Raw genomic sequence first — 5240 nt, forward strand, 5'->3', positions numbered from 1 at the left:
CCCGGGCCCCACCCCGCCATCCCACGGAATGCCAGCCTTTGACGTTGCCGTTGAAGTTGATTCGGCAGGTGCAGGGCGCAGCCCTGCCGCCATACCTACTCCGGCATCAGCACCAGGCCATCGGGGAACACGATCGCCGCTTCATCAGCGCTCACATCGAAGAACCCCACGCCGTGCTTCTCGGCCAGGTCCTGCACGCGGCCGTGCGCGCGCTCGGCCACCGAATACGCGAACGCGCCATAGATCACCTGGTGGCCGATGCTGTACTCGGTCACTTCGGCACGATCGTCATCGTCGTTGCTCAACGGGCCGTTCAACGGCGGGAAGTCCTGCGCCATCTCCGCGAACCACGCTTGCAGCGCCGGGCTGCTGACCGCCGGGTCGTCGTACTCGTGGCGCTCGTTCCACTGCGTCTGCTTCTCGAACCAGGCGATGAAGGCCGCCGCTTCGCGCGGGGCCGCGCTGGCCTCGAACACCATCATGTCGTAACTCATTGAACCGTCCTGTGGGGATCGCGAGTGGCCGCCGGGCATGGCCCGGCGCTACCGAACCACGATGGTAGCGCCGGGCCGCGCCCGGCGGATCGCATTACACGGACGGCGATTCGGCGCCTACCCATCCCGGCGCCAACGCTTTCGCCTCCGGGAACAACGCAAAGCGCAGCCCGATCAGGCCCATCAGCGCCTCGTCGCGGGCCTTGCAGGCGCCCACGCTGCCGACCCGGCCCAGCGAAGTATCCAGCCGCTCACGCAGCGCCTCGGCCGCCACAATGGGTTTGCGCGCGGCGATCTGACGGCGGTAATGCACGGCGATCTCTTCCAGGATGTGCTCGACCGCTTCGCGGCTGCGCTCGGGCAGCTCCAGCCGCGCGCGGCGCAGCTGCAGGATGTTCAGGCCGATGCGCGCCTCATTGAGCATGTCCACCGAAGCGATGTCACTGCCCTCGGGCGTCGCCGCCAGGCGCGGTGCGAGCAGGCCCAGCAGGTCGAGCATGCGCGCGGCGAAGCGCTGGCGGTCCTGCTGGCCACGTCCTTCGGCGGCTTCGGCCAGCGTGGTCCAGCCCTGCCGCACCAGCCGGCGCGCGGTCCATTCGGCACCCACCGAACGGAACAGGCGGGTCATCACCACCGCAAAGCCAATGCCGATGAACATTGCGATGGACGAGTTGAGGAAGGTCTGGATGTTGGCGCTGTAGGTGTTCTGCAGGCTCAGCAGCGCGGCCAGGTTCACTGTCAGCGGCAGCGCGAACAACGCGCTCTTGGGGTGGTGCAGCATCAGCCCCAGGGGCAGGAACGCCACCGCCAGCACCAGTGCCAGCAGGCCAAAGTCGTGCACGGCCGGGAACACGCCGAACAGGTACACGCCGGCCACCACCGAGGCGACCATCGCCCACACCAGGAACGACACCATGCTCGGTGCCGGATCGTCCTGTGCGGCGAAGAACGCGGCGGTCACCGCGGCCATCATCGCGCCGTTGCCGCCGCCTTCCCATCCCAGCGCGATCCACAGCACGCAGTAGCTCATCAGCGCCACGCCGGCACTGAGCGCGGAGAACAGCGCCATGCCGTAGTCGACGTGCTTGTCGGCGGCCACGCGTTCGGTGCGGATGCGGTAGTGCGCGCGGTCCAGCGGCGCGGTGCCGTGGTCGATGGCGTGCTGCAGGGTGCGGCAGTCCTGCCACAGGTCCACCAGTTCTTCCAGGCGCAGCAGCAGGCTGGCCAGCTGCAGGTGCTGCAGATCGCGGTCCACCTGCGGCTTCAGCGCACTGATGCGCGCGCGCAGGCGGGCGTACTCGCTGGCATTGGTCGGCCCGTCGAGCCAGTCGTGGATGGCGTCGATCAGCTCCGGCAGGCCTTCCGGCAACGCCTGGCCATCGCTGCGCAACGCACTCAGGCGGTCGGCGATCGAGGACAGCACCGGCAACAGCAGCAGCATGCGCTCGCGCAGGCGCTCCATCGACACCGCCGACCCTGCATGGCGTGGATCATCGCGGCGCAGGAATTCGATCAGCACCTCGAACTGCACCAGATCGGCGGCCAACCGGTTGCGCGGCGCGTGTGCACGGCCACGTTCCAGGATCTGCCGGCACCACTGCGCGGCGTCCTCCATCCAGTTGCCGATGCGGGCGCGCAGCATCGGGCGCACCGAGGCCGGGAACAGCAGCGAGGCGAACAGCACCGCCACCACCGTGCCGAGGATGATCTCCTCGCTGCGCGCCACCACCGTGTCGAAGATGGTTTCCGGCGAGGTCACCGCCGGAAAGCCGATGAAGGCGGTGGTGTAGCCGGCCAGCAGGAACGCGTAGCCGCGCGGGCCGCGGTTGAGCAGCGCCATGAACAGGCAACCGGCCAGCCAGATCGACATTGCAGCGCTCAGCACCAGCGGCGTTTCCACCAGTGCCGGCAGTACCAGCAGGGTGGCCAGGCCGGCCACCAGGGTGCCGACGATGCGGTACACGCCCTTGGCCCGGGTCGGGCCCAGCAGCGGCTGGCTGACGATGTACACCGTGCCCATCGCCCAGTACGGGCGCGACAGGTTGCCGGCCATGGCGATGTACAGCGCGGCCACCGCGGCCAGGTAGGTCTTGATCGAGAACAGCCAGGCCTGGCGGTCGGTCAGCGCTTTCATGGCCTACTTCGCTGCGGTCGGGGTGCCGGCTGCGGCGACGCTGGCCTGCCAGCCGCCACCCAGCACCAGGAACAGGTGGATCTGGTCACGCGAGACCTGCGCTTCGGCGGCGGCCAGGGTGGCATCGCTGGTGGCCAGGCTGCGGTCTGCATCCAGGCTGGACAGGTACGGCGTGCGGCCACCCTGGTACAGCCGGCGGTTCTGCTCGGCGGCCAGTGCGGCCTGTTCCTGCGCGATGCGCAGCGACTGCAGCCGGCGCAGGTCCTGCGCATAGCGGTCCAGCGCGGTCTGGGTCTCGCGCAGCGCCTGCAGGACCGTGTGGTCGAACTCGGCCAGCGCCGCGTCGGCACCGGCTTCGGCGGCGTGGATGCGCGCGTGCGTGCCCGACGACGGCAACGTCCACGAAATCAGCGGGCCGATCGACCATTGCTGGGTCATCGGCGTGCCGAAGTCTTCCAGGAGGCCGGCGGCACCCACCGAGGCACCCAGGCGGATGTCCGGATACAGTTCGGCGGTGGCCACGCCAATGCGCGCGGTGGCCGAGGCCAGCTTGCGTTCGGCCTGGCGCACGTCCGGGCGGCGCTGCAGCAGCGCCCGGCCATCACCGACCGGCAGCGGCTGCGCCAGGCCGGGGGCGTGTGCACAGTCGATCACGCCAGCCGGCAGCTGGCCCGGGGTCTGCCCGAGCAGGGCGGCCAGCGAATAGGCGGCCGCCGAGCGCTGCGCATGCAGCGGCGGCAGTGCAGCTTCCAGCAGCGCCACCTGGGCATTGGCGCGGGCCAGCTCCGGCGGCGTGCCACGGCCAGCCGCGATCAGGCGCTCGGTAACGGTGCGGCTGCGCTGTTGCAGCTGCAGCGAATGCTCGGCCACGTGCAGTTCGTGGTTGGCATGGCAGATTTCCAGGTAGCTGTCGGCCACCTGGGCGACCACACTGACCTGGGCCAGATCGCGTGCCGCCGCCACCGACTGCTCGTCGGCACGCGCCGCTTCGGCGCCGCGCTTGAGCTTGCCGAACAGGTCGAACTGGTAGCTGACCGCGAACTTGCCATCGGCCAGGTTGATCACCGGCAGCTCGTGCTCCTGCAGGAACGATTCGGCCGACAGCTGCGCGCGGCTGACGCCGGCCTCGGCCTCGTACTCGAAGCCGCCGGCGTCCAGCGCCTGTTCGTACACGGCGGCGGCGCGGCGCAGGTGCGCATCGGCGGCCTTCAGTTCCACGTTGTCACGCAGCGCCTGGGTGATCAGCCCGTCCAGCACCGGGTCGTTGTACAACGACCACCAGCGGTCGGGCAGCGCCTGGTTGGCGGCCACCTGCGGGTTCTGCGTATCGATGAAGGCCGCATTGGCCTCCGGGCGCTTGAACGCCGAGCCTTCCGGCAGCGCGTAGTCCGGGCCGACGGTCCTGCACGCGGCCAGGCTGGCCAGCGCGACGATCAGGCCGAGACGGGGCAGGGTGGCGTTCACAGGCCCGCCTGTGTCGGCGCGGTGCCGACCTTGTCTGCATGCTTGGTGCTGTTGGTCTGTACGGTCACCGTGGCGGTACGGCCGGCAATGAGCTCAACGCCCTTTGGCACTTCGTCGATAGCGATGCGCACCGGAATGCGCTGCGCCAGCCGCACCCAGTCGAAGGCCGGGGTCACGTTCGGCAGCAGGGTGCTGCCGTTGCTGCGGTAGCGATCCTCGATGCCGGCGGCGATGCTCTCGACATGGCCGCGCAGCGGCGCCGATTCGCCCATCAGGCGGATGTCCACGCGCTGCCCCGGGGCCACGCCGCGCAGGCGGGTTTCCTCGAAGTAGCCGTCGATGCGGAACGAGCCGGTGTCCAGCAGCGCCAGCACCGGCTTGCCGGCCACCACGTAGTCGCCCACGCGCATGGTGCGGTCGTTGACCCGGCCATCGGCCGGTGCGCGCACCTCGGTGCGGCCCAGGTTGAGCTCGGCCAGGTCGACCGCCGCCTGTGCGGTGCCCAGCGCAGCCTGTGCAGCCTGCAGCTTGGCGCGGCGCACTTCGGCGTCCTCGGCGGCGACCAGATCCTGCAGGCTGCGGTCACGGCCGATTTCGCGGCGCAGCTGCGCCACCGAGGCCTGGCGCTCGGCCAGGCTGGCCTTGGCCTGTTCCAGCGCGATGCGGTAGCGCGCGCGGTCGATCACGAACAGCACGTCGCCCTTCTTCACCGCCTGGTTGTCGGCCACGTTCACCGTTTCCACCAGCCCGGACACGTCCGGTGCCACCTGCACCACGTCGGCACCGACATGGGCGTCGCGGGTCCACGGCTCATCCATGTAATAGACCCACAGCTGGCGCAGCACCAGCAGGGCGACGATCACGGCTGCGCTGGTCAGCAGTATGGGCAGGGTCTTCTTCACGATCTTGTTCACGATTGCATCCAACGCAGGAGGTGGAACAGCAGGCCAAGCACGATCCCGTACAGCGCCAGGTTGAACAGCGCCGGGTGCCATACATGGCGATAGGCGCCGGCACGCTGCAGCAGCGCGTGCAGGCCGCTGTTGACCAAGTAGGCCAACAACATCAACCCGAGCAGGGTCGGGACGAACACTCCATGGAGACTGAATTCACCGGGCATCGGAAGGGGCGGGGGCGAGGTGGGGGAC

General features: G+C 69.5%; 5 protein-coding genes. All 5 read right to left on the reverse strand.

Going from position 1 to position 5240, the window contains the following annotated elements; translation table 11 throughout:
* Positions 1–95 precede the first annotated feature (95 nt).
* The 5 genes from ARC63_RS01315 to ARC63_RS01335 all read right to left on the reverse strand — a co-directional run bounded on the left by ARC63_RS01315 (position 96) and on the right by ARC63_RS01335 (position 5212).
* On the reverse strand, positions 96–494 hold the full coding sequence (locus ARC63_RS01315) for a hypothetical protein (protein ID WP_057502331.1): 399 nt from the start codon (positions 492–494) through the stop codon (positions 96–98).
* A 94-nt stretch (positions 495–588) separates the two neighbouring features.
* Positions 589–2628: an FUSC family protein gene (locus ARC63_RS01320; protein WP_057502332.1), complete on the reverse strand. Its 2040-nt coding sequence runs from the start codon at positions 2626–2628 to the stop codon at positions 589–591.
* A 3-nt stretch (positions 2629–2631) separates the two neighbouring features.
* Positions 2632–4092, reverse strand: a complete 1461-nt coding sequence (locus tag ARC63_RS01325) for an efflux transporter outer membrane subunit (protein ID WP_057502333.1) — start codon at positions 4090–4092, stop codon at positions 2632–2634.
* Positions 4089–5006, reverse strand: coding sequence for an efflux RND transporter periplasmic adaptor subunit (locus ARC63_RS01330; protein WP_043403026.1), 918 nt, complete (start codon positions 5004–5006; stop codon positions 4089–4091). The genes ARC63_RS01325 and ARC63_RS01330 overlap by 4 nt, the downstream gene beginning before the upstream one ends.
* A complete protein-coding gene (locus ARC63_RS01335; protein ID WP_010487502.1) occupies positions 5003–5212 on the reverse strand; it encodes a DUF1656 domain-containing protein in 210 nt (69 codons plus the stop codon). The genes ARC63_RS01330 and ARC63_RS01335 overlap by 4 nt, the downstream gene beginning before the upstream one ends.
* Between the last annotated feature and the right edge of the window lie 28 nt (positions 5213–5240).

Origin of the sequence: Stenotrophomonas geniculata ATCC 19374 = JCM 13324 (genome assembly GCF_001431625.1) — a bacterium.
Lineage (GTDB): Bacteria > Pseudomonadota > Gammaproteobacteria > Xanthomonadales > Xanthomonadaceae > Stenotrophomonas > Stenotrophomonas geniculata.

Excerpts from the sequence above, each read along its gene's own strand:
- ARC63_RS01315 (WP_057502331.1), bottom strand. The coding sequence starts at position 494 with ATGAGTTACGACATGATGGTGTTCGAGGCCAGCGCGGCCCCGCGCGAA.
- ARC63_RS01320 (WP_057502332.1), bottom strand. The coding sequence starts at position 2,628 with ATGAAAGCGCTGACCGACCGCCAGGCCTGGCTGTTCTCGATCAAGACC.
- ARC63_RS01335 (WP_010487502.1), bottom strand. The coding sequence starts at position 5,212 with ATGCCCGGTGAATTCAGTCTCCATGGAGTGTTCGTCCCGACCCTGCTC.